Source organism: Paracoccus sp. (in: a-proteobacteria) (assembly GCF_035556475.1).
Lineage (GTDB): Bacteria > Pseudomonadota > Alphaproteobacteria > Rhodobacterales > Rhodobacteraceae > Paracoccus.
On record NZ_DATMFA010000107.1, the window covers coordinates 73,427 to 94,963 of the forward strand.

Genomic DNA, 21,537 nt, shown 5'->3' on the forward strand with positions numbered 1-21,537 from the left:
TGTCAAATGGATAGGTATTGCCAGCATGCCTCCCGGCCAATCGGCTTGTCAAGCAAAGCGATGCGCGAAGCCCGTCGAGGGGCCTCGCATTAAATTGATGAAATCGCTTTGAAATGAGAGGGGGGAAGAGTGATCCTCAGGCCTCGACCGCGACCGCTCCGATCGGGTGCGAGCAGCAGGCAAGGATATAGCCGGCCTCGATGTCCTCGTCAGAGATCCCGCCGTTATGGACCATATGCACCTCGCCCGAGGTCTTGCGGATCTTGCAGGTGCCGCAAAGCCCGAAGGTGCAGCCCGAGGGGATGTTCAGCCCGTTCGACTTGGCCACGCCAAGAACGGTGTCCGTCTCGGTGCATTTCACCGTCAGGCCCGAGGCGGCGAAGGTGATCTGGGCCTGGCTCGCTTCGTCCGGCACGACATCCTCGATCACCGGGGCCTCGGCTTCGTTGCGGACCGGGGCGCCGAAACTCTCCTGATGATAGCGGTCCATGTCGTAGCCAAGGGCGACCAGCATGTCGCGGACCGCCTGCATGAAGGGCTCGGGCCCGCAGCAGAACACCTCGCGCTCAAGATAATCCGGCGCCATCAGCCCCAGCATGATCTGGTTGAGCCGCCCGCGATAGCCGTGCCATGTGCGGAAGGGATCGGCTTCCTCGACCGTGAAGCGCAGCTGCAACCCCGGAACGCGATCCGCCATCTGCTCAAGCCGCTGGCGGAAGATCATGTCGCTGGGACTGCGCGCGGCATGGACGAAGATGATGTCCGGCATTTCGCCCGAATCCCAGGCCCAGGTCGTCATCGACATCATCGGCGTGATGCCGGAACCGGCCGAGATGAACAGATATTTCGGCGCTTCGTGGCGGATGAAGCTGAAGATCCCGGCGGGGCCGAAGGCCCTGAGCCGCATGCCGGGACGCAAATGGTCCAGCATCCAGCGCCCGCCGATGCTGCCGGGCTGGGCCTTGACGGTGACCCCGATCGACAGCGGCCGCGAGGGGCTGGAGCTGATCGTATAGGTGCGCTGGACGTTCCCGCCGGGCAACGGCAGATCCAGCGTCACGAACTGGCCGGGCTGATAGTCGAAATACGATCCCGACGGCGCGCGGAAGGTGAAGGTCGCGGTGTCCGAGGTCTCGGGTACCACCATCGCACATTCCAGCGGTTCGTCGTCCTTCCATGGCCGGTCGCCGAAAGCCTTGACCAGAACCGCCATTATTCCGCCGCCATCGCGGGCGCTGGGTTCAGGCGGTTCGCCAAGAGCGAGGTATACCAGTCGACGAAGTGGATCACCCCTTCCTCCTGCGTCGGCGAATAGGGGCCGGGCTCATAGGCGGGAGAGCGGATGCCGTTCTGGTTCTCCTCGACGACGCGGCGGTCCTCGTCATTGGTGGCAAGCCAGACCTCGGTCAGCTGCTGGAGGTCGTAATCCTTGCCCTCGACGGCATCCTTGTGGACCAGCCACTTGGTCGTCACCTCGGTCTCGGTCGGGCTGATGGGCAGCAGGCGGAAGACGATCGCGTGGTCCGGCAGGAAGTGGTTCCAGCTGGACGGGAAGTGATAGAACATCAGGCTGCCCGCATCGGCCCAGGGCATACTGCCCATCAGCCGGGAGACAGCAGACTTGGTCGACATGGTGAAGCTCTCGGCATTGTCGAGCAGCGGCACGCGCGCAAGGCGCCATTGCATGTCGGCCTGATTGACGAAACGCGCCGGCACCCCGGCCTCGTCGCAACGGTCCCAATGGGCAAGGATCTCGGGCGAGGCGGCGTTCGGCCCCTCCATCACCGTCATCAGCGGGTTGTCGGAATAGCTGCGGCACAGCGAGGGATGCGAGCCGCTGCAATGATAGCATTCGCGGTTGTTCTCGATCACCAGCTTCCAGTTGCCTTTCTCGACGATGGTGGAGGAGAAGGCGACCTTGCTGTCGGCCAGACCGCTGGGCACAAGATAGCTCATCAGATGCTTGGCAAGATCGGCGATCGGCGGCGGCACCTGGGCCAGGCAGACGAAGATCATGCCGTTCAGGTCGATGCAATGAACCGGCTTCAGCCCGAATTTCGACGCATCGAAATCGTCGCCCATGTCGCGGGCGTAGAGAAGCTTGCCGTCCAGCTCGTAGGTCCATTGATGATAAGGGCAGACCAGCTTCGGGGTCGAGCCGCTGGCCTTCGAGCAGAGGCGCTGGCCCCGATGGCGACAGACATTGTGGAAGGCGCGGATCTTGCCATCCCCTCCGCGGATGATCAGGACCGGAAAGGCGCCGACCTGCATGGTCGCATAGTTCCCGGTCTTGGGCACTTCACAGGCCGGGATGGCAAAGAGCCATTCCTTGTACCAGATCTGCTCGAGATCGGCATCAAACACGCCCGGATCGCAGTAGAGATCGCGCGTCAGCGCATGGTTCTTCTGCCGATTGACGAGCTGGGACAGGATTTCGGTGTTGTTCAGCATGGCTGGCTTCCATTGGCTGGGCGAGGGCGTCTTTAGCGCGAGGTTTGCATCGGATTGTGCCGTCGCAATCCGCCAAATGCGACATTCCGAGGACGAAATCTGACCTTCGCAGACTCCGCCATCAGCCCGGATCGCCCGACCGCTGAATAACCCTGTGGAGGAATCGGGTGCGACTCACGAGGGCGAATCTGTGGGAATCACCCTGGCCTGTTCCCGGTTGTGGATTACCCCTGCGAACGGGAGGGGAACCCCGGCGAGTTTTCCCCATGTTGAGAACTGGTATGCCACTTTCCACAGCCTGTGAGTGAATCAACTTTTCACAATCTTATCCACAGGACGATACTTTGTAAGTATTTGGTTTATATTGATAAATATGTTAACAAACCATTTACGTTCAAGTTTTCCCCAATGCTTTGGTCTGGGGATTTCGTCCGTGAAACAATGGTATCCAGTCATCCACAGGACCTATCACTACATCAATCTTCTTTCTCTTTATCTTCATTGATAGAGGCTTGGTGCATCTGGAGGTCCCATGCTCGATCTGCTCTCCCTGTATTACCCTTGGGTTAAAGCCCTTCACGTCATGGCGGTCATCGCGTGGATGGCGGGGCTGTTCTACCTTCCGCGACTGTTCGTTTATCACGTCGAACGCGGGACCAGTCCCCAGGGCGAACCTGCGGCTTCTCTGGCGATCATGGAGGATAAGCTCCTGCGGCTGATCATGAGGCCGGCGATGATCCTGACCTGGATCGCGGGTCTCATGCTGGTTGCGACACCGGGAATCGTTGACTGGACGATGGTCTGGCCATGGAGCAAGGCTGCGGCCGTCATTGCCATGACCTGGTTTCACATGTGGCTGGCGGTCCAGAGAAAGGCGATATTGGCTGGGCAAGGGCTTCCCGGCCGACGCTACCGGCTGATGAACGAACTGCCCACCGTGCTGATGGTGGTGATCGTGCTTTCGGTGATTGTGAAGTTCTGAGAATTGACTCCCGAGGGGAATCTTCCTATCTGGGCTTCAACCGCCGTCCGGCGGCCGTTTTCCATTCACAATTTCTACTGTGGCGCGATCCGCTGATCCGTTGCGTCTATGGGCCTGATATGACCGAAGAACGTCTGAACCTGTCCGATCTGAAGGCGAAAAGCCCCGCTGACCTGCTGGCCATGGCCGAGGAGTGGGAGATCGAGAACGCCTCGACCATGCGCAAGGGCGAGATGATGTTCTCGGTCCTGAAGGAGCATGCGGAAGAGGGATGGGACATCGGCGGCGACGGCGTGCTTGAGGTCGTCCAGGACGGCTTCGGCTTCCTGCGCTCGACCGAGGCGAACTATCTGCCCGGCCCGGACGATATCTATGTCAGCCCGGACATGATCCGGCAGCATTCGCTGCGCACTGGCGATACTGTCGAGGGCGTGATCCGCGCTCCCGGCGAGAATGAGCGGTATTTCGCACTGACGAAGGTTGAGAAGATCAACTTCGAGGACCCGGAAAAGGCCCGCCACAAGGTTGCATTCGACAACCTGACGCCGCTTTATCCGAACGAGCGTCTGAAGATGGAAATCGAGGATCCGACGATCAAGGATCGCTCGGCCCGGATCATCGACCTCGTCGCCCCGATCGGGAAGGGGCAGCGCTCGCTGATCGTGGCGCCGCCGCGAACCGGTAAAACGGTGCTTTTGCAGAATATCGCGCATTCGATCGAGAAAAATCATCCTGAATGCTATCTCATCGTCCTGCTGATCGACGAGCGCCCCGAAGAGGTGACCGATATGCAGCGTTCGGTGAAGGGCGAGGTGATCTCTTCGACCTTCGACGAGCCTGCCAGCCGACACGTCGCAGTGTCGGAGATGGTGATCGAAAAGGCCAAGCGTCTTGTCGAGCATAAACGAGATGTTGTTATTCTCCTCGATTCTATCACAAGACTTGGTAGGGCATTCAACACGGTCGTGCCGAGCTCTGGCAAGGTGCTGACCGGCGGCGTGGATGCGAATGCGCTGCAAAGGCCGAAACGCTTCTTCGGTGCGGCACGGAATATCGAAGAGGGTGGATCGCTGACGATCATCGCGACCGCGCTGATCGACACCGGCTCGCGCATGGACGAGGTGATCTTCGAAGAGTTCAAGGGCACCGGCAACAGCGAGATCGTCCTTGACCGCAAGGTCGCCGATAAGCGGGTCTTCCCGGCCATGGATATCCTCAAATCCGGCACGCGAAAGGAAGAACTGCTGGTCGATTCGAAAGATCTGCAGAAGACTTATCTTCTGCGTCGCATCCTCAACCCGATGGGTACGACAGATGCGATCGAATTCCTGCTTTCGAAGATGAAGCAGACCAAGACCAACAGTGAGTTCTTTGATTCCATGAACGCCTGACGGCGCGGAGGATGCGGTGGACACGATCTTTGCCGAGGCGACGCCGCCCGGTCGAGGAGGCGTTTCGGTCGTTCGTTTGAGCGGCCCGGAGTCGCGCATTGTCCTGCAATCGCTGACCGGTGCCGTGCCGCAAGCGCGGCGCGCTTATCTTCGCGCGCTTCGTGACGGTGATGACCTGATCGACCACGCCCTTGTCATGTGGTTCGAGGAAGGCCACAGCTTTACCGGCGAGGAAGTTGCGGAATTTCATCTACATGGCGCGCCGGTCATTGCGAACCGCTTGACCCAGGCATTGCTTGCGCGTGGCTTGCGTCGCGCCGAAGCGGGCGAGTTTACGCGGCGAGCATTCCTGAACGGCCGCATGGACCTCGCGGAAGCGGAGGGTCTGGCAGACCTGCTATCGGCTGAAACCGAAGCTCAGCGTCGGCTGGCGATGAAGTCGACCGACGGAGAGCTGGGCCGGAAGGTCGAGGAGTTGCGTGCAAAACTCGTGCGCGCGGGCGCGCTGGTCGAGGCCAGTATCGACTTTGCCGACGAAGAAGTACCCGAGGATGTGCCGGCCGAGGTTTTTGACCTGATCCGATCCTCCCGTGCCGAGATTGCGGCGATGCTGGAAAGTTATCCAGCTACCGAGCGGCTGCGGCAGGGCTATGAGGTCGCGATCATCGGCCCGCCAAATGCCGGTAAATCCAGTCTTATCAATAGAATAGCGAAGCGAGAGCTTGCGCTTGTTTCGGATATCGCGGGCACGACACGCGATATCCTTGAGCTTCGCACCGATCTGAAGGGATTGCCGGTTACGTTTCTGGATACGGCAGGTATGCGGGAAAGCGCTGATCCGATCGAAGCGATGGGAGTGCAGCGGGCGCTGCGCCGCGCCGAAGATGCGGACCTGCGAATCCTTCTCTCCGAAGAGGCTGACGGGGCTGGCGCTGCCGAGGAGGGCGACCTGATCGTCCGATCGAAGGCGGACTTGTCGGCGGGCAACACCCTCTCGGTCTCGGCAAAGACCGGTGAGGGTATTTCTGAATTGCTGGATCTGGTTTATGATCGACTGCGGGTCAGGGCGGCAAAATCCGGTCTCATCGGGCATCGCCGCCAGGCCGAGGCATTGGAGAGAGCGCTGCGTTCCCTCGCCGTCAGTGAGGAAATGGCGCCGGAGTTTCTTGCAGAATCACTCCGGGAAGCGTCATTTACGCTGGCCTCGCTTCTAGGAAGAATCGGGGCGGAAGACTATCTCGACGAAATCTTCTCTTCGTTCTGTATCGGGAAATAGGGTGTTTCACGTGAAACAGTTTGACGTGGTCGTAGTGGGTGGAGGTCATGCCGGTCTGGAGGCCGCGATGGCGGCTGCCCGGATGGGGGCCGATACCGCACTGGTGAGCCTTTCCCTGGAAGATTTCGGCACCATGTCCTGCAATCCGGCGATTGGCGGGCTTGGGAAGGGACACCTCGTTCGCGAAGTCGACGCGATGGACGGGGCAATGGGCCTGCTGGCGGATGCGGCGGGGATCCAGTTTCGTCTGCTGAATCGTCGCAAGGGCCCGGCGGTGCAAGGGCCGCGTGCTCAATCGGACCGCAAGCTCTATAAGCAAGCGGCGAAGAAGCTGGTTGAAGGTCAAGCGGGACTGACAGCGGTGCTGGGCGAGGTGACCCGGATCGAGCATGGCCCGGATGGCGTGCGAGGCGTGGTTCTAAGTGATGGCACGGAATTGGTTTCACACCAGGTCGTCTTGACGGCGGGCACCTTCCTGAATGGCCTGATCCACATCGGAGATAAGACGAAACGGGCCGGACGTTGGGGATCTGCTGCTTCTATCGAGCTTGCGGAATCTTTGTGGCCGCTTTCATTGCCGCTGGGTCGATTGAAAACGGGGACGCCGCCCCGTCTGCTCCGATCGACGATTGACTGGGATAGTCTGCCGAAGCAACCGGGCGACGATGATCCGGTGCTCTTTTCGTATCTTAGTGACGGGCCGCTGGTCGAACAGGTCAGTTGTGCCGTCACCCATACAAATACGCGCACTCACGACGTTATTCGAGAGAATCTCGGTCGGTCTGCGATGTATGGCGGCAGAATCGAGGGAGTTGGACCGCGCTACTGCCCTTCGATCGAGGATAAAATTGTCCGTTTCGGCGATAAAGACTCGCATCAGATCTTCCTGGAGCCCGAAGGCTTGGACTCCGACTTGGTCTATCCCAACGGAATTTCCACTTCCTTGCCGGAGGATGTGCAGCTTACCTATGTGCGCTCCATTCGCGGCCTTGAAAATGTCGAGATTGTCCAACCCGGCTACGCAGTTGAGTATGATTATATTGATCCGAGGGCACTGAACCCTGCGCTCGAGGTGAAAACCATGCCCGGACTGTTCCTCGCGGGGCAGATCAACGGCACGACCGGTTATGAAGAGGCCGCGGCGCAGGGGCTGGTGGCCGGTTTGAACGCAGCATTGAGGGCTCAGGGCCGTCCCGCTACGCATTTCAGCCGTTCGGAAAGCTATATCGGAGTTATGATCGATGATCTCGTGACTCGCGGCGTGAGTGAGCCCTATCGGATGTTCACTTCGCGGGCTGAATTCAGACTCTCTTTGCGCGCCGACAACGCCGATCAGCGCCTGACACCGCTTGGACTGGGGCTTGGCTGCGTTGGCGAGGCGCGGGAAGCGAGCTACTCCGATAAGATGCAGCGTTATTCCGTGGCACGGGATCGCGCCGAGCGTGTGAGTTTCACACCATCGGAACTGCGGCAAGCGGGAATTGAGGTTCGTCAGGACGGAAGCCGGCGCAGCTTGCTGGCGCTTCTGGGGCAGCAGGATATCGATCGAAGCAGGGTCGTGGATCTGGACCATCAGTTTGCCTCGACTGATACGCGCACGCTACAACAACTGGCGACTGATGCCCTCTATAGGCAGTATACGGATCGGCAGGAGAGGGACGCCACCATCCTGCGCAAGGAGGAAGCGGTCAAAATTCCCGCCGATTTCGTATATGATCGGATTTCAGGGCTTTCGAACGAGCTTAAGGCAAAGTTGAAGCGCTTTGCGCCGTCCACGCTCGCAGCTGCGGCAAGTATCGAAGGGATGACGCCAGCTGCGCTGACACTCATTCTCGCGATCCTCCGGTCCGGCGAGAAACGTGCAGCAAGATGACTGTTTCACGTGAAACAGAAGCGCTTCAGAAATATGCTTCGCTGATCCGAAAATGGAATCCTGCGATCAACCTTGTGGCGCCGTCCACGCTGAGCGAGGTCGAAATCAGGCATATCGCTGATTGCCGACAACTTGTGGAAGCGTCGCGGGAGGCCGTCGGAACATGGGCCGATCTGGGAAGCGGAGGCGGACTCCCTGGAATAGTTGTCGCCATATGTCGGCCCGATCTCGAGGTTTCCTTGGTGGAAAGCGACAAAAGAAAGTCTGCCTTCCTGCGGACCGTGACCCGAGAGCTAGCTTTGACCAACGTAAACATCGTTACAGAGCGTATCGAGGAGGCAAAGCCGCTTTCTTCCGCGAATGTCAGCGCACGCGCGCTTGCCCCGCTCCCCCTCCTGATGTCATATGTAGCGAGACATCTGGTTGAAGGCGGGAGAGCATGGCTCATGAAGGGCAGAAACTGGTCATCTGAGGTGGATGAAGCCCGGAAACAATGGCAATTCGCTCTTCGGGTTCACCAAAGTGAAACCGATCCTGATGCAGCAATCCTGGAGATAGCGGATATATGCCATGGTTGAAACAAGGATCATCGCGGTCGCGAACCAGAAGGGTGGGGTGGGAAAGACCACCACCGCGATCAATCTGGCTGCTGCATTGGCAGAGAATGGGCACAAGGTTGCGATTATCGACCTCGATTCGCAGGGAAACGCTTCGACCGGACTTGGCGTTCCGCCCGAGGAGAGAGATCTGACCTCCTATGATCTTCTGACGGCGGATGCGGGTCTTGTCGAATGCATGATTCCCACGCGAATTGATAATCTCAGCCTTGTTCCGTCCAGCCGTGATTTGTCCTCGGTCGATTTCGAAATTTCCAATCGGCCGGGCCGGACCCAACTCCTCCGCCGGAAACTGGCGCATGGCGCTGATCTTGAATATCTTTTGATCGATTGCCCGCCGGCGCTTGGTCTTCTGACGGTGAATGCCATGGTGGCTGCTGGAAGCGTTCTGGTGCCCCTTCAGGCAGAGTTCTATGCCCTTGAAGGGCTGTCGCAACTGCTGATGACGGTGCGTGAGGTTCGGCAGACAGCCAATCCCGATCTGAGGATCGAGGGCGTGTTGCTGACCATGTCGGACAACCGCAACAATCTCTCGCAGCAGGTCGAGGCGGATGCCCGGAACACGCTATCGGGGCTGGTCTATAACACGGTTATTCCGCGCAACGTGCGTCTGTCCGAGGCGCCGTCGCATGCTCTGCCGGTTCTGCATTACGATCCGGGTTCCAAGGGCAGTATCGCCTATCGGGAGCTTGCCAAGGAATTTCTGGCCAGACAATTCGTGACAGCCTAGGGGGAACGCCATGTCAGAGAACAAGCTTGAGAAGAGAGGGCTGGGGCGTGGGTTGTCGGCATTGATGGCCGATGTCGACCTGATACCCTCCGAAAGGCCGATGCCGCGGCAACTGCTGCCTGTCGAGCAGATCACGCCCAATCCAGACCAGCCCCGCCGCAGTTTCGCCCAGGAATCGTTGCAGGAGCTGGCAGATTCGCTTCGTCAGCGCGGAATGTTGCAGCCTCTGATCGTCCGCCCGCATCCGAGCGATCGGGGACTTTATCAGATCGTCGCAGGTGAGCGTCGCTGGCGCGCGGCGCAACTCGCCCAATTGCACGACGTTCCGGTTATCGTCCGAGAGCTCAGCGATACGGAAGTTCTCGAGATTGCCATCGTGGAGAATATCCAGCGCGCCGACCTCAACGCGATCGAGGAAGCCGCTTCCTATCGCCAACTGATGGATCGCTTCGGGCATACGCAGGAAAAGCTTGCCGAGGCTTTGAACAAGAGCCGCAGCCACATCGCCAACCTGTTGAGATTGCTGAACCTTCCAGATCAGGTCCAGAACTGGCTGAAGGAAGGCAAGCTGACTGCCGGTCATGCCCGCGCACTGATCACGGCGCCCAATGCGGTGGAACTGGCCCGCAAGGTGATCGAAAAGAACCTGTCGGTTCGCGAGACCGAGGAACTGGTTCGCCGGCAGGCAGAGGCCGCGAAGCAAAAACCTGCATCGCGCCGGCCCGAAAAGGATGCCGATACCAGGGCGCTCGAAAGCGATCTGTCTGCGCACCTGAAAATGCGCGTGGCGATCAATCATTCGGGGCAGGAAGGCGGACAGCTTGTCATTGCCTATAAGGATCTGGATCAGCTCGATCGGCTTTGTCAGATGCTCGGTAACTGACTAGATATAGTCAGCCAGCAACATCGTACCCCTAGATAAGCTAAAACCCCGGATCGAAATCCGGGGTTTTGTGAACTTTGTGCTTCGGATCAGGACGCCGGATTTGAACTGACGCCGACCTTGGCGGGGCGCAGCAGGCGGTCGTGCAGCATGAAACCGTCGCCCATGACCTGGATGATGTTGCCGGCGATGGTGCCCGGAACCGGGGCCTCGAACATCGCCTCATGCAGCGTCGGATCGAACTTGTCGCCGATCTCGGGCTTGACGATATGGATGCCATGCTTGGCGAATACATTCCCCAGTTCGCGCAGCGTCAGTTCGACACCCTCGATCAGTGCGGCGGCATTTGCCCGCTGCTCGTCATTGACGGATTCGAGGGCGCGCGTCAGCGCGTCGTGCACCGGCAGCAGGTCGCGGGCAAGGCGCGATCCGCCATATTGCTCGGCCTCGCGGCGGTCCTTGTCGGCCCGCTTGCGTGCATTTTCCGCATCCGCCAGGGCGCGCATGAACTTGTCCCTCAGGCTATCCCGTTCGGCAGTCAGGGCTTCGATCTCCAGTGCGGCGCCCTCGGCAGCCTCGGGCAGGGACTCGGGGAAATCCTCGTCATCGAGGGGGTTTGCATTCGGATACTCGTTCGTCATGTCCTTCATCCTTTCCGGCCAGAGATGATCCGGCCGACGAGCTGCGCAGTATAATCAACGATCGGCACGATCCTTCCGTAATTCAGCCTCGTTGGGCCGATCACGCCGACCGCGCCAACGATCTTACGGTCGGCATTCATATAGGGAGAAACGACGAGAGATGAACCGGAAAGTGAAAAAAGCTTGTTCTCGGACCCGATGAAGATGCGCACGCCCTCGCCATGCTCGGCAAGTTCAAGGAATTCGGCAATGTCCCGCTTCCGCTCGAGGTCGTCGAAAAGCGTCCGTATGCGGTCGAGGTCCGCCAGTTCATGTGCAAGTAGGTTGGCGCGTCCGCGAACGATCAGCCGCGGGTCGGGGCCGTCGTCATTCCACATGGCAAGGCCCGAGGCGATCAGTTCTGCCGCCGCCTTATCGAGCTGCTGACGGCTCGCCTCGACCTCTTTCGAGATGCCCTGCCGCAGATCCGCCAGCGTCCGCCCCTCCGCCACTGCATTGAGGAAATTGGCCGCCTCCCGCATAGAACTGGCCGTATACCCCGCAGGGGGCGAAAAGACCCGGTTTTCGACCCGCCCATCGGCAAAGACCAGCACCACCAGCGCCCGATCAGGGGCGAGGCTCACGAACTCGATATGGCGAACCGGCGCTTCCTGTTTCGGCATCAGCACCAGCGAGGCGCCATGCGTCAGCGTCGACAGCGCGGTGCTGAGCCGGTCCAGCCTCGCGCCGGTATCGCCGCGTTCATCGGCCAGTGTCTCCTGGATCATCTCCCGGTCGGTGGGCGAGACCGGCCCCGCCTCCATCAGCCCGTCGACGAAAAGGCGCAGGCCAAGCTGCGTGGGCATCCGCCCGGCCGAGACATGGGGATGGTCCAGCAGACCCAGATGCTCCAGATCCTGCATGACATTGCGGATGGTCGCGGCACTGACGCGCTCGGTCATGTCGCGGGTCAGTGTGCGCGATCCGACGGGTTCGCCGGTCGCAAGATAGGCTTCGACCACCCGGCGAAACACCTCGCGCGAGCGGTCGTTCAGATCGGAAAGCAGGGCGGTCTCTGGCATGATGGCTCAAGCTGATCGTTCACGGGGTTGCGGTCAGGGGCAGGCGACCTGTATTTGAACAGCAAAACCCCCGAAAGGAATGACCGATGCGACCCTCTGGCCGGAATTTAAGCGATATGCGTCCGATTTCAATCGAAACGGGCGTGATGCGCCACGCCGAGGGCTCGTGTCTGATCTCGTGCGGGGACACGCGCGTCCTCTGCTCGGCCACGATCGAGGAGAAGGCGCCGCCCTTTCTGAAGGGTTCGGGGCAGGGTTGGGTGACTGCGGAATACGGAATGCTGCCCCGCGCGACCAATTCCCGCAACCGGCGCGAGGCCGCGGCGGGCAAGCAATCCGGCCGCACGCAGGAGATCCAGCGCCTGATCGGCCGCGCGCTTCGCGCCGGCATCGACCGCCGCGCGCTTGGCGAGCGTCAGATCGTGATCGATTGCGACGTGATCCAGGCCGATGGCGGCACCCGCTGCGCCTCGATCACTGGCGGCTGGGTCGCGCTGCGGCTTGCCGTCAACAAGCTGCTGACGGCGGGTGTCATCAGTACCGACCCGATCATGGATCATGTGGCGGCGGTTTCCTGCGGCATCTATGCCGGCCAGCCGATCCTCGACCTCGACTATGCCGAGGACAGCGAGGCGGGGACTGACGGCAACTTCATCCTGACCGGATCGGGCCGCCTGATCGAAGTCCAGATGTCGGCCGAGGGCGCCACCTTCTCGCGCCCCGAGATGAACCAGCTTCTCGACCTCGCCGAGGGCGGGATTGCAGAACTCGTTGCTGCTCAGAAAGCGGCAATCGCATGAGGAAGCTGGGCGAGCGAAAACTGCTTGTCGCGACCCATAACAGCGGCAAGCTGGATGAAATCCGCGCGATGATGGCCCCGCACGGGATCGAGGTGACCTCGGCGGGAGAGATGGGTCTGGCCGAGCCCGAGGAAACCGAGTCGAGCTTTATCGGCAATGCCCGCATCAAGGCCCGCGCCGCGGTCGAGGCGACGGGCCTGCCGGTTCTGGCCGATGACAGCGGGATCACCGTGGACGGGCTTGACGGCGCGCCGGGGGTCTATACCGCCGACTGGGCCGAGACGCCGAATGGCCGGGACTTCATGCAGGCGATGACCCGCACCTGGAACGAGCTTGAGGCGCGCTCCGCCCCTCACCCCCGCACCGCCCAGTTCCGGGCGACCCTGATCCTGATGTGGCCCGATGGGCATGAGGAGATCTTCGAGGGTGTCGCGCCCGGTCGCCTGACCTGGCCGCCGCGCGGGGCAGAGGGTCACGGCTATGACCCGATCTTCATTCCCGACGGCCACGATCTGACCTATGCCGAGATGAAGCCCGAGGAGAAGAACCGCATCAGCCACCGCGCCGATGCCTTCCGCAAGCTGGAGGCCGCCCTTGGTTAGGATATCGACCGGCTCTCCGTTCGAGGCCGCGCTGGGATACAGCCGCGCCGTGGTCAAGGGGCCGTGGTGCTTCGTTTCGGGCACGACCGGCTATGACTATGCCGCGATGCAGATGCCCGAAAGCGCCGCCGATCAGGCCCGCAATGCCTTCGCGACCATCTTCGACACGCTGCGCAAGGCGGGATTCGCGCCCGAGGACATCGTGAGGGTGCAATACACGATCGTCGATCCCGGTTTGGTTGACGAAATCGCTCCGGTTCTGGGCGAGGCGATGAAGGTTGCGTTACCTGCGGCCACGATGGTTGTCGCGGGCCTCATCAAACCCGAAATGAAGGTCGAGATCGAGGTTACAGCGTTCAAGGAATGACAGCCGCCGCCGCAATCCCACAAAGTGACCCCCTTGCCCAGGACTGGCGGGCAGGGGGATTTGCGCTTTATGTCCATTGGCCATTCTGCGCCTCGAAATGCCCCTATTGCGATTTCAACAGCCATGTCGCCGCGACGATCGACCAGCGCCGCTGGCTTCAGGCCTATCGCAGTGAGCTGGCGCGGCTGGGGCGCGAATTGCCGGGACGCGTGCTGAACAGTATCTTCTTTGGCGGCGGCACCCCCAGCCTGATGAACCCCGAAACCGTCGCCGGCGTGATCGAGGCGGCGCGGGCTGAGTGGCCCTTCGCCAATGATATCGAGATCACGCTGGAGGCGAACCCCACCAGTGTCGAGATGGGGCGTTTCCGGGCCTATGCCGATGGCGGCGTCAACCGTATCTCGATGGGCGTGCAGGCGCTCAACGACGAGGACTTGCGGCGGCTGGGCCGGATGCACAGCGTGGCCGAGGCGCGCGCCGCCTTCGACATTGCCCGCGATTGCTTCGACCGCGTCAGTTTCGACCTGATCTATGCCCGGCAGGATCAGGACCGCGCGCATTGGCGGCGCGAGCTGACCGAAGCGCTGTCGATGGCCGTCGACCACCTCTCGGCCTATCAACTGACGATCGAGCCGGGCACCGCATTTGGCGCCCGCCATGCCCGCGGCGGTCTCAAGGGGCTGCCAGACGACGATCTCTCGGCCGACATGTATCTCGACACGCAGGAAATCTGCGCGGCTGCCGGGATGCCGGCCTATGAGATCTCGAATCACGCGCGTTCCGGGGCGGAAAGCCGGCACAATCTGGTCTATTGGCGTCAGGGCGACTGGGCGGCCGTCGGGCCGGGGGCGCATGGCCGCCTGACGCTGCCCAATGGCCGCTGGGCGACTGAGGCCCATCTCGCGCCCGGCGCATGGCTGGACGCGGTCGAGGGCAAGGGCAGCGGCGACAGCCTGCGCGACTGCCTGACGCTCTCGGACCGGGCGGTCGAATATCTGCTGATGTCGCTCAGGCTTGCTGAAGGGATGGAGCTTTCGCGCTATGCCGCGCATGGGGCGAGGCTGCCGCAAGATCGCGTCGCGGATCTGATCGGGCTTGGTCTGGTCGAAACCCGGAACGACCGGCTTGCAGCGACGGCCATCGGCCGCCCTGTCCTGAACGGCATCTTGCGCGAATTGGCGGAGTAGCATGCGTTTCCTCTGGCTCGCGCTTGGTTGGCTCTCCCTGACGGTCGGGGTGATCGGGGCGATTCTGCCGGTGATGCCAACGGTGCCCTTCCTGCTGATCGCGGTCTGGGCCTTTGCCAAATCCTCGCCCCGGCTCAGCGCCCGGATCATGCGGCACCCGACCTTCGGGCCGGCCCTGCGCAACTGGCGCAAGCGCGGCGTGATCGGGCGTCCGGCCAAGATCTGGGCGACGGTGGCCATGGCCTGCGGCGTGGGCTGGTCGCTTTATTTTGGGCTGGATCCGCGCCTGATTGTCGCGCAGGCGCTGGTTTGCAGCGCGGTCGCGCTGTGGTTGGTGACGCGGCCGGAATCCTGACCGCGTTACAACCTTTTGCCCACTTGCCTGCGCCCTTCTGCGGCGCAAACTGCGCTCACTGGTGCCGGTCAAGGCCCAGGGTCTATCGGAGGGAGGACCATGAGCGACACTTCCGGGGTAAAGATCCACCCCGCCGTTGATAACGGCATCAAACCAGCCACGCCGGGATTTTCCGGCGGTGAGCTTCACTGCAAATGTTCCAGCAATCCGGTGCGCGTCTCGGTCAAGTCCCAGACCGCGCATAACCACGTCTGCGGATGCACCAAATGCTGGAAGCCCGAGGGCGCCATCTTTTCGCAGGTCGCCGTCGTCGGCCGCGATGCGGTCGAGGTGCTGAGCGGCGCCGAGAAGCTCGAGATCGTCAACAAGGACGCCCCGATCCAGCGTCATCGCTGCAAGGACTGCGGCGTTCACATGTATGGCCGGATCGAGAATACCGAGCATCCGTTCTATGGCCTCGATTTCGTCCATACCGAGCTTTCGGATCAGGACGGCTGGTCGGCGCCGGAATTTGCCGCCTTCGTCAGCTCGGTCATCGAATCGGGTGTCGATCCCAGCCGCATGGCGGGCATTCGCGCGAGGCTTCGCGAATTGGGGCTGGAGCCCTATGACGCGCTCTCGCCGCCGCTCATGGACGCGATCGCGACGCATATCGCCAAGAAATCGGGTGCACTCGCGGCTTGACGGCCCCCGTTTTCGCAGCAAGCAGGGGGTCGGTCGTTCCGGCCCCCGAAACCATGACCGCGGACGCGGTCTGGTCAGGGTCTTGAAAAGACATTCAGTGGCCACCCCGGCCAAGACGCAAGGAGATCATCAATGAGAACACGCGCAGCCGTAGCACTTGAGGCCGGCAAGCCGCTGGAGGTCATGGAGGTCAATCTCGAGGGGCCGAAGGCCGGCGAGGTGATGATCGAGATCAAGGCGACCGGCATCTGCCACACCGACGAATTCACCCGCTCGGGCGCTGACCCCGAGGGGCTGTTCCCCTCGATCCTCGGCCATGAAGGCGCGGGCATCGTGGTCGAGGTCGGGCCGGGCGTCACCACCGTGAAGCCGGGCGACCATGTCATCCCGCTCTACACCCCCGAATGCCGCCAATGCGCGTCCTGCCTGTCGGGCAAGACCAACCTCTGCACCGCGATCCGCGCGACGCAGGGGCAGGGGCTGATGCCGGACGGAACCTCGCGCTTCTCGATGCTCGACGGCACGCCGATCCATCACTACATGGGCTGCTCGACCTTCTCGAACTTCACCGTGCTGCCGGAAATCGCGGTCGCGAAAGTGCGCGAGGACGCGCCCTTCGACAAGATCTGCTATATCGGCTGCGGCGTCACCACCGGCATCGGCGCGGTGATCAACACGGCGAAGGTCGAAATCGGGGCGAAAGCCGTGGTCTTCGGTCTGGGCGGCATCGGCCTCAACGTGATCCAGGGCCTGCGGCTTGCCGGCGCCGACATGATCATCGGCGTCGATCTGAACGACGAGAAGAAGGCCATGGCCGAGCATTTCGGCATGACCCATTTCGTCAACCCGAAGAACGTCGAGAATGTCGTGGCCGAAATCGTCAACATGACGAAAACGCCCTTCGACCAGATTGGCGGCGCCGATTACAGCTTCGACGCGACCGGCAATACCAAGGTCATGCGCGATGCGCTGGAATGCACCCATCGCGGTTGGGGCCAGTCGGTCATCATCGGCGTGGCGGCGGCAGGCGCGGAAATCAGCACCCGTCCGTTCCAGCTGGTCACCGGCCGGGTCTGGAAAGGCACGGCATTCGGCGGCGCGCGCGGCCGGACCGATGTGCCGAAGATCGTCGACTGGTACATGGACGGCAAGATCGAGATCGACCCGATGATCACCCACACCATGCCGCTCGAGGACATCAACAAGGGCTTCGACCTGATGCATTCGGGCGAGTCGATCCGCTCGGTCGTCCTTTACTGATCCGAAACTGCTGCTTAGTTAAAAGGACGGCGGGGCCGCTGGTCCCGCCGTCGCCATGAGGAACAGAAGGAGCAGGCCGATGCGTCACCAATGGCTCGATAATGATGACGACGACGATGATGACGACGATCGCCCCCAGAAAGGCGAAAAGGACGAGGGTCTGGGCCTGCCCGAGGGCGACAAGATCGGCAAGCTCTACTTCAAGTCGCGCACGGTGATCGTCGCCGGCCCGATCAACGACAAGCTGGCGCAGCGCACCGTTGCGCATCTTCTGGCTTTGGCCGAAGACAGCGACGCGCCGATCAACATGCTGATTTCCTCGCCCGGCGGGCATGTGGAATCGGGGGACATGATCCATGACGTGATCAAGTTCATCCGTCCCACCGTGCGCACCATCGGTTCGGGCTGGGTCGCCTCGGCCGGCGCGCTGATCTTTGTCGCGGCGAAGAAGGAAAACCGCTACTGCCTGCCGAACACGCGCTTCCTGATCCACCAGCCTTCCGGCGGGATCGGCGGCACCTCCTCGGACATGATGATCCAGGCCGAGCAGGTCCGCCTGATGCGCGACCGCCTGAACCAGATCTTTGCCGAGGCGACCGGCCAGACGATCGAGCGGATCGAGAAGGACACCCAGCGCGACTTCTGGCTGAATACCCAGGAAGCCTTGGATTACGGCCTTCTGGGCAAGGTCATCCGCACGGTGGACGAGCTGAAATGACGAATGGCGGGACAGGGATCGTGATTCGTCCCGCCACCCCCGATGACCATGACGCGATCTGGAAGATCCTGGAGCCGGTCTATCGGGCGGGCGAGACCTATTGCATCCCCACCGACATCACCCGAGACGAGGCGCTGGCGGACTGGTTCGCCGCGCCTTTCACTGCCTTCGTGGCCGAGGTTGAGGGCCGCGTGTTGGGCGCCAGCCATGTCGGGCGCAACCGCCCCGGACCGGCAAGCCATGTCGCGAATGCAAGCTTCGCGACCCTTCCCGAGGCGCGGGGCAAAGGTATCGCGCGGGCGCTGGTGAATCACGCGATCGACTGGGCCGCCTCGCAGAGCTTCCGGGCGATGCAGTTCAACTTTGTCGTCTCGACCAACGCCGATGCGGTGCATTCCTGGCAGAAGGCCGGTTTCGAGATCGTTGGCCGTCTTCCCGGCGCCTTCCTGCACCCGCGCGAAGGCTATGTCGACGCGCTGGTGATGTATCGCGACCTGACCGCCCGCTGAGGGACCTGCGGGACCGGGCATCATGCCACGGCGCTGGACAGCCTGCTTCGGTTGAGGTTTGTTGACGGCAGTGTCCTTGCGGTCACGTGGGGCCAGCAAGCCAATCGTGGCAGAAAGCGCGGTTGTCGGTTGTCGGGTCCCCAGCAGAGTTGTTCTTGCACCGTCACAGGCGATCGTTTCGCTTCAAGGGAGATGACTGATGAGCTTCGAGACCGTTTCCGAGAATAGCAGTTTTGGCGGGACACAGGGTGTCTATCGCCACGAGTCGCAGGCGACCGGCACCGACATGACCTTCGCGGTCTATCTTCCGCCGGCGGCGAAGCACGGCAAGGTGCCGGTTCTCTGGTATCTCTCGGGCCTGACCTGCACGCATGAGAATGCGATGACCAAGGCGGGCGCGCAGGAATGGGCGGCCGAATATGACATCGCCCTGATCTTCCCCGATACCTCGCCGCGGGGCGAAGGGGTCGCGAATGACGAGGCCTTCGATCTGGGGCAGGGCGCGGGCTTCTATGTCGATGCGACGCAAGCGCCCTGGGCGCCGAATTTCCGCATGTGGCACTATGTGACGCATGAACTGCCCGAGCTGGTCTTTTCAAACTTCCAGCTCGACCGCGAGGCTCAGGGAATCACCGGCCATTCGATGGGCGGGCATGGCGCGCTGACCATCGCCATGACCATGCCCGAGCGTTACAAATCCGTCTCAGCCTTCGCGCCGATCAGCAATCCTTCGGAATCGGACTGGGGCCGCAAGCAGTTCACCGCCTATCTGGGAGAGGATCGTGCTGCCTGGAACCGCCATGACGCGACCGTGCTGATGCGCGAGCGCGGCTATCCGGGCGAGATCCTGATCGATCAGGGATCGGCGGACCAGTTCCTCGACCTCTTGAAGCCCGAGGCGCTGGGGCAGGCGATGCTGGCCCGGCGCCAGCCGGGAGAGTTTCGGATGCAGAAGGGCTATGACCACAGCTATTTCTTCGTCCAGACCTTCATCGCCGACCATATCCGCTGGCACGCCGAACGTCTGGGTTGATCGACCCTCGGACTTCTGCCGGTAAAGGCGAAGGGAATCCGCGGCGGGCCGGCCAGGCCCCCGCGATCACGAAGGCGATAGAATCGGCCCGGACCCTCGGGCAGGTAGAAATCCCGACCAAGTTTCCTCGTTTCCCTAAGACTTTAGTTTGGCGAGGCTGTCGGCTTCGTTGACGCAGGGGTAGCGCGGCAGGGAGACTCGGTCACAGGGATGGCCACCCCGCGAGGAGGAGTCGCGCTGGCCTGAAAGCGGAGGGAAATCATGAAGAAACTGATCAAGGGCGCCGCTCTGGCGTTGCTGCTGTCTGGCACCTCGGCACTGGCCAACGACAGCGTTCTGGCAGAGATCGGAAAGCCCGAGCAATGGGCGATCCAGACCGGCGACTACGCGAACACGCGCTATTCGACGCTCGACAAGATCAACAAGGACAACGTCAAGGACCTGCGGGTGGCTTGGACCTTCTCGACCGGCGTGCTGCGCGGCCATGAAGGATCGCCGCTGGTGATCGGCGACGTGATGTATGTCCATACGCCGTTCCCGAACAACGTCTTTGCGCTCGACCTCAATGACAACGGCAAGATCCTGTGGCGTTATGAGCCGCAGCAGGATCCGAACGTCATCGCGGTGATGTGCTGCGACACGGTCAACCGCGGCGTCGCCTATGCCGACGGCATGATCCTGCTGCATCAGGCCGATACGACTCTGGTGGCTCTGGACGCCAAGACCGGCGAGGTGAAATGGTCGATCAAGACCGGGGATCCCGCCATTGGCGAGACGAACACCGCGACCGTGCTGCCGGTCAAGGACAAGGTCATCGTCGGCGTCTCGGGCGGCGAATATGGTGTCCGTGGCCGCGTGACGGCCTATAGCCTCGCCGACGGCAAGGAAATCTGGAAGGCCTATTCCACCGGCCCGGACGAGGAGATGCTGGTCGACCCCGAAAAGACCACTGCGCTTGGCAAGCCGATCGGCAAGGACAGCTCGCTCAGCACCTGGGAAGGCGACCAGTGGAAGATCGGTGGCGGCACGACCTGGGGCTGGTATTCCTATGACCCGGAGCTGAACCTGATCTATTACGGGACCGGCAACCCCTCGACCTGGAACCCCGCGCAGCGTCCGGGCGACAACAAATGGTCGATGACGATCATGGCCCGCGATGCCGATACCGGCATGGCGAAATGGTTCTACCAGATGACGCCGCATGACGAATGGGACTTCGACGGCATCAACGAGATGATCCTGACCAACCAGCAGATCGACGGCAAGGACCGCAAGCTGCTGACCCATTTCGACCGCAACGGCCTTGGCTATACCCTGGACCGCGAAACCGGCGAGCTGCTGGTGGCCGAGAAGTATGACCCGGCGGTGAACTGGACCACCGGCGTCGATATGGACCCGAAATCGGAAACCTACGGCCGTCCCGCCGTGGTGGCGCAATACTCGACCGAACAGAATGGCGAGGATACCAACTCGACCGGCATCTGCCCTGCCGCCCTTGGCACCAAGGACCAGCAGCCGGCCTCGTTCTCGCCCAAGACCAACCTGTTCTATGTCCCGACCAACCACGTCTGCATGGACTACGAGCCGTTCCGCGTCGCTTATACCGCGGGTCAGCCCTATGTCGGCGCGACGCTGTCGATGTTCCCCGCGCCGAACAGCCATGGCGGCATGGGCAACTTCATCGCCTGGGACAATACCAAGGGCGAGATCAAGTGGTCCCTGCCCGAGCAGTTCTCGGTCTGGTCGGGCGCTCTGGCGACTGCGGGCGACGTGGTCTTCTACGGCACGCTGGAAGGCTATCTGAAGGCGGTCGATGCCGAGACGGGCAAGGAACTCTACAAGTTCAAGACCCCCTCGGGCGTCATCGGCAACGTCATGACCTATGAGCATGGCGGCAAGCAGTATATCGGCATCCTCTCGGGCGTCGGCGGCTGGGCGGGCATCGGTCTTGCGGCCGGTCTGACCAACCCGAACGAAGGCCTGGGTGCGGTGGGCGGATATGCCGCGCTGTCGCAATATACCGAACTTGGCGGCCAGCTGACGGTGTTCGAACTGCCCGGCTGACGTCATACTTTGGTGCCGAATATCAAACTGTGACTCGAAAATGGCCGTTCCAA

The 21,537-nt window shown here is 61.7% G+C and carries 22 protein-coding genes; 18 read left to right on the forward strand and 4 right to left on the reverse strand.

Going from position 1 to position 21,537, the window contains the following annotated elements:
- Positions 1-136: 136 nt before the first annotated feature.
- Together VNQ78_RS14980 and VNQ78_RS14985 are read right to left on the reverse strand one after the other, a co-directional pair.
- Positions 137-1,213 (reverse strand): hybrid-cluster NAD(P)-dependent oxidoreductase, encoded by a 1,077-nt coding sequence (locus tag VNQ78_RS14980; protein ID WP_325691198.1) that lies wholly within the window; start codon positions 1,211-1,213, stop codon positions 137-139.
- On the reverse strand, positions 1,213-2,451 hold the full coding sequence (locus VNQ78_RS14985; RefSeq protein ID WP_325691200.1) for an aromatic ring-hydroxylating dioxygenase subunit alpha: 1,239 nt from the start codon (positions 2,449-2,451) through the stop codon (positions 1,213-1,215). The genes VNQ78_RS14980 and VNQ78_RS14985 overlap by 1 nt, the downstream gene beginning before the upstream one ends.
- Positions 2,452-2,983: 532 nt before the next feature.
- Between VNQ78_RS14985 and VNQ78_RS14990 the strand changes: the two genes are divergently transcribed.
- The 7 genes from VNQ78_RS14990 (at position 2,984) to VNQ78_RS15020 (ending at position 10,203) form a co-directional block, all read left to right on the forward strand.
- Entirely contained in the window at positions 2,984-3,433 is a 450-nt protein-coding gene (locus tag VNQ78_RS14990) for a CopD family protein (RefSeq protein ID WP_325691202.1), read from the forward strand.
- Positions 3,434-3,552: 119 nt separating this feature from the next.
- Positions 3,553-4,824, forward strand: coding sequence for a transcription termination factor Rho (rho, locus tag VNQ78_RS14995; protein WP_325691276.1), 1,272 nt, complete (start codon positions 3,553-3,555; stop codon positions 4,822-4,824).
- Positions 4,825-4,840: 16 nt separating this feature from the next.
- On the forward strand, positions 4,841-6,100 hold the full coding sequence (mnmE, locus tag VNQ78_RS15000) for a tRNA uridine-5-carboxymethylaminomethyl(34) synthesis GTPase MnmE (protein ID WP_325691204.1): 1,260 nt from the start codon (positions 4,841-4,843) through the stop codon (positions 6,098-6,100).
- Positions 6,101-6,110: 10 nt separating this feature from the next.
- On the forward strand, positions 6,111-7,973 hold the full coding sequence (mnmG, locus tag VNQ78_RS15005; RefSeq protein WP_325691206.1) for a tRNA uridine-5-carboxymethylaminomethyl(34) synthesis enzyme MnmG: 1,863 nt from the start codon (positions 6,111-6,113) through the stop codon (positions 7,971-7,973).
- Entirely contained in the window at positions 7,970-8,551 is a 582-nt protein-coding gene (gene rsmG, locus VNQ78_RS15010; protein ID WP_325691208.1) for a 16S rRNA (guanine(527)-N(7))-methyltransferase RsmG, read from the forward strand. Before mnmG ends, rsmG begins: the two co-directional genes overlap by 4 nt.
- Complete coding sequence (locus tag VNQ78_RS15015) at positions 8,544-9,320, forward strand: ParA family protein (RefSeq protein ID WP_325691211.1); 777 nt, start codon at positions 8,544-8,546, stop codon at positions 9,318-9,320. The genes rsmG and VNQ78_RS15015 overlap by 8 nt, the downstream gene beginning before the upstream one ends.
- 10 nt (positions 9,321-9,330) lie before the next feature.
- On the forward strand, positions 9,331-10,203 hold the full coding sequence (locus VNQ78_RS15020) for a ParB/RepB/Spo0J family partition protein (protein ID WP_325691213.1): 873 nt from the start codon (positions 9,331-9,333) through the stop codon (positions 10,201-10,203).
- Positions 10,204-10,292: 89 nt separating this feature from the next.
- On the opposite strand, the gene VNQ78_RS15025 is transcribed toward VNQ78_RS15020, so the two are convergent.
- Both VNQ78_RS15025 and hrcA read right to left on the reverse strand, forming a co-directional pair.
- Positions 10,293-10,844, reverse strand: a complete 552-nt coding sequence (locus tag VNQ78_RS15025; RefSeq protein WP_325691215.1) for a nucleotide exchange factor GrpE — start codon at positions 10,842-10,844, stop codon at positions 10,293-10,295.
- Positions 10,845-10,849: 5 nt separating this feature from the next.
- Positions 10,850-11,905: a heat-inducible transcriptional repressor HrcA gene (gene hrcA, locus VNQ78_RS15030; protein ID WP_325691217.1), complete on the reverse strand. Its 1,056-nt coding sequence runs from the start codon at positions 11,903-11,905 to the stop codon at positions 10,850-10,852.
- Between the two features lie 86 nt (positions 11,906-11,991).
- On the opposite strand from hrcA, the gene rph reads away from it, so the two are divergent.
- From rph to VNQ78_RS15085, 11 genes are all read left to right on the forward strand, one after another.
- Positions 11,992-12,705, forward strand: a complete 714-nt coding sequence (gene rph / locus VNQ78_RS15035; RefSeq protein ID WP_325691219.1) for a ribonuclease PH — start codon at positions 11,992-11,994, stop codon at positions 12,703-12,705.
- Positions 12,702-13,307, forward strand: coding sequence for an RdgB/HAM1 family non-canonical purine NTP pyrophosphatase (gene rdgB / locus VNQ78_RS15040; protein WP_325691221.1), 606 nt, complete (start codon positions 12,702-12,704; stop codon positions 13,305-13,307). Before rph ends, rdgB begins: the two co-directional genes overlap by 4 nt.
- Positions 13,273-13,674: a RidA family protein gene (locus VNQ78_RS15045; RefSeq protein ID WP_414694085.1), complete on the forward strand. Its 402-nt coding sequence runs from the start codon at positions 13,273-13,275 to the stop codon at positions 13,672-13,674. Before rdgB ends, VNQ78_RS15045 begins: the two co-directional genes overlap by 35 nt.
- Entirely contained in the window at positions 13,671-14,861 is a 1,191-nt protein-coding gene (gene hemW, locus VNQ78_RS15050; protein WP_325691226.1) for a radical SAM family heme chaperone HemW, read from the forward strand. The genes VNQ78_RS15045 and hemW overlap by 4 nt, the downstream gene beginning before the upstream one ends.
- A 1-nt stretch (position 14,862) precedes the next feature.
- Positions 14,863-15,216: a YbaN family protein gene (locus VNQ78_RS15055; protein WP_325691228.1), complete on the forward strand. Its 354-nt coding sequence runs from the start codon at positions 14,863-14,865 to the stop codon at positions 15,214-15,216.
- Positions 15,217-15,315: 99 nt separating this feature from the next.
- On the forward strand, positions 15,316-15,900 hold the full coding sequence (gene gfa, locus VNQ78_RS15060) for an S-(hydroxymethyl)glutathione synthase (protein ID WP_325691230.1): 585 nt from the start codon (positions 15,316-15,318) through the stop codon (positions 15,898-15,900).
- Positions 15,901-16,032: 132 nt separating this feature from the next.
- On the forward strand, positions 16,033-17,160 hold the full coding sequence (locus VNQ78_RS15065; protein WP_325691232.1) for an S-(hydroxymethyl)glutathione dehydrogenase/class III alcohol dehydrogenase: 1,128 nt from the start codon (positions 16,033-16,035) through the stop codon (positions 17,158-17,160).
- A 79-nt stretch (positions 17,161-17,239) separates the two neighbouring features.
- On the forward strand, positions 17,240-17,878 hold the full coding sequence (locus VNQ78_RS15070) for an ATP-dependent Clp protease proteolytic subunit (RefSeq protein WP_325691234.1): 639 nt from the start codon (positions 17,240-17,242) through the stop codon (positions 17,876-17,878).
- Complete coding sequence (locus VNQ78_RS15075; RefSeq protein ID WP_325691236.1) at positions 17,875-18,387, forward strand: N-acetyltransferase; 513 nt, start codon at positions 17,875-17,877, stop codon at positions 18,385-18,387. The genes VNQ78_RS15070 and VNQ78_RS15075 overlap by 4 nt, the downstream gene beginning before the upstream one ends.
- Positions 18,388-18,586: 199 nt before the next feature.
- Entirely contained in the window at positions 18,587-19,420 is an 834-nt protein-coding gene (fghA, locus tag VNQ78_RS15080; RefSeq protein ID WP_325691238.1) for an S-formylglutathione hydrolase, read from the forward strand.
- Positions 19,421-19,681: 261 nt separating this feature from the next.
- Positions 19,682-21,484, forward strand: coding sequence for a methanol/ethanol family PQQ-dependent dehydrogenase (locus VNQ78_RS15085; RefSeq protein ID WP_325691240.1), 1,803 nt, complete (start codon positions 19,682-19,684; stop codon positions 21,482-21,484).
- Positions 21,485-21,537: the final 53 nt, after the last annotated feature.

What these genes read in the sequence shown, in the direction of transcription:
- VNQ78_RS15085 (WP_325691240.1), top strand. Translation starts at nt 19,682, where the DNA reads ATGAAGAAACTGATCAAGGGCGCCGCTCTGGCGTTGCTGCTGTCTGGC.
- VNQ78_RS15025 (WP_325691215.1), bottom strand. Translation starts at nt 10,844, where the DNA reads ATGACGAACGAGTATCCGAATGCAAACCCCCTCGATGACGAGGATTTC.
- VNQ78_RS14990 (WP_325691202.1), top strand. Translation starts at nt 2,984, where the DNA reads ATGCTCGATCTGCTCTCCCTGTATTACCCTTGGGTTAAAGCCCTTCAC.
- fghA (WP_325691238.1), top strand. Translation starts at nt 18,587, where the DNA reads ATGAGCTTCGAGACCGTTTCCGAGAATAGCAGTTTTGGCGGGACACAG.
- VNQ78_RS15015 (WP_325691211.1), top strand. Translation starts at nt 8,544, where the DNA reads ATGGTTGAAACAAGGATCATCGCGGTCGCGAACCAGAAGGGTGGGGTG.
- VNQ78_RS15070 (WP_325691234.1), top strand. Translation starts at nt 17,240, where the DNA reads ATGCGTCACCAATGGCTCGATAATGATGACGACGACGATGATGACGAC.
- gfa (WP_325691230.1), top strand. Translation starts at nt 15,316, where the DNA reads ATGAGCGACACTTCCGGGGTAAAGATCCACCCCGCCGTTGATAACGGC.
- rho (WP_325691276.1), top strand. Translation starts at nt 3,553, where the DNA reads ATGACCGAAGAACGTCTGAACCTGTCCGATCTGAAGGCGAAAAGCCCC.
- VNQ78_RS15020 (WP_325691213.1), top strand. Translation starts at nt 9,331, where the DNA reads ATGTCAGAGAACAAGCTTGAGAAGAGAGGGCTGGGGCGTGGGTTGTCG.
- VNQ78_RS14980 (WP_325691198.1), bottom strand. Translation starts at nt 1,213, where the DNA reads ATGGCGGTTCTGGTCAAGGCTTTCGGCGACCGGCCATGGAAGGACGAC.
- VNQ78_RS15045 (WP_414694085.1), top strand. Translation starts at nt 13,273, where the DNA reads ATGCCTTCCGCAAGCTGGAGGCCGCCCTTGGTTAGGATATCGACCGGC.
- hrcA (WP_325691217.1), bottom strand. Translation starts at nt 11,905, where the DNA reads ATGCCAGAGACCGCCCTGCTTTCCGATCTGAACGACCGCTCGCGCGAG.
- VNQ78_RS15055 (WP_325691228.1), top strand. Translation starts at nt 14,863, where the DNA reads ATGCGTTTCCTCTGGCTCGCGCTTGGTTGGCTCTCCCTGACGGTCGGG.
- hemW (WP_325691226.1), top strand. Translation starts at nt 13,671, where the DNA reads ATGACAGCCGCCGCCGCAATCCCACAAAGTGACCCCCTTGCCCAGGAC.
- VNQ78_RS15075 (WP_325691236.1), top strand. Translation starts at nt 17,875, where the DNA reads ATGACGAATGGCGGGACAGGGATCGTGATTCGTCCCGCCACCCCCGAT.
- VNQ78_RS14985 (WP_325691200.1), bottom strand. Translation starts at nt 2,451, where the DNA reads ATGCTGAACAACACCGAAATCCTGTCCCAGCTCGTCAATCGGCAGAAG.
- VNQ78_RS15065 (WP_325691232.1), top strand. Translation starts at nt 16,033, where the DNA reads ATGAGAACACGCGCAGCCGTAGCACTTGAGGCCGGCAAGCCGCTGGAG.
- rdgB (WP_325691221.1), top strand. Translation starts at nt 12,702, where the DNA reads ATGAGGAAGCTGGGCGAGCGAAAACTGCTTGTCGCGACCCATAACAGC.
- rsmG (WP_325691208.1), top strand. Translation starts at nt 7,970, where the DNA reads ATGACTGTTTCACGTGAAACAGAAGCGCTTCAGAAATATGCTTCGCTG.
- rph (WP_325691219.1), top strand. Translation starts at nt 11,992, where the DNA reads ATGCGACCCTCTGGCCGGAATTTAAGCGATATGCGTCCGATTTCAATC.